Annotated in this window: 1 pseudogene; it reads right to left on the minus strand. The window is 43.1% G+C overall.

Annotated features, from left to right (window positions below):
- A pseudogene (locus HC175_RS17395) lies at positions 1-515 on the minus strand (Plug domain-containing protein); the annotation flags it as partial.

Here is a 515-nt window from a genome sequence, read left to right on the forward strand (position 1 = left end):
AAGCTGTAGTTTCCAAAAACATTCAATTTTTCGGTTTTATAGTAATGGCTGGTCCCTAACTGATACTTCGGAAAGATCGCCTGGGTCCAGGCTGCATTTACATTTCCTTTATACCCTGGAGCAATGCTTTTGGAGGTGATAATATTCAGGATTGCCCCACCTTCGGCATCATAACGTGCCGGAGGGGTGGTGATCACCTCAATAGATTTAATGTTTTCTGCGGAATAATTCTCCAGCAGGGTCTGTAATTCTGAAGCTGTCAATTGCACTTTGCGGTCGTTGATATAAACCTGCACCCCCTGATTTCGCACCGTTAAATTTTCTCCCGAAAGAATGACGCCGGGGGTCTTTTTAAGAATATCCCACGAACTACCATGGGAAAGGGTGGTGTTTTCAACATTAAATACCAGTCGGTCTACCTCTCGCTTTACTGAAGGATTTTTATAGTTGATGGAAACTTCGGCAAGAGCAGCAGTGTCTTCACTCAACACAAGAGTGCCTAAATTTTCATTTTT

The organism is Salinimicrobium oceani, assembly GCF_012037645.1.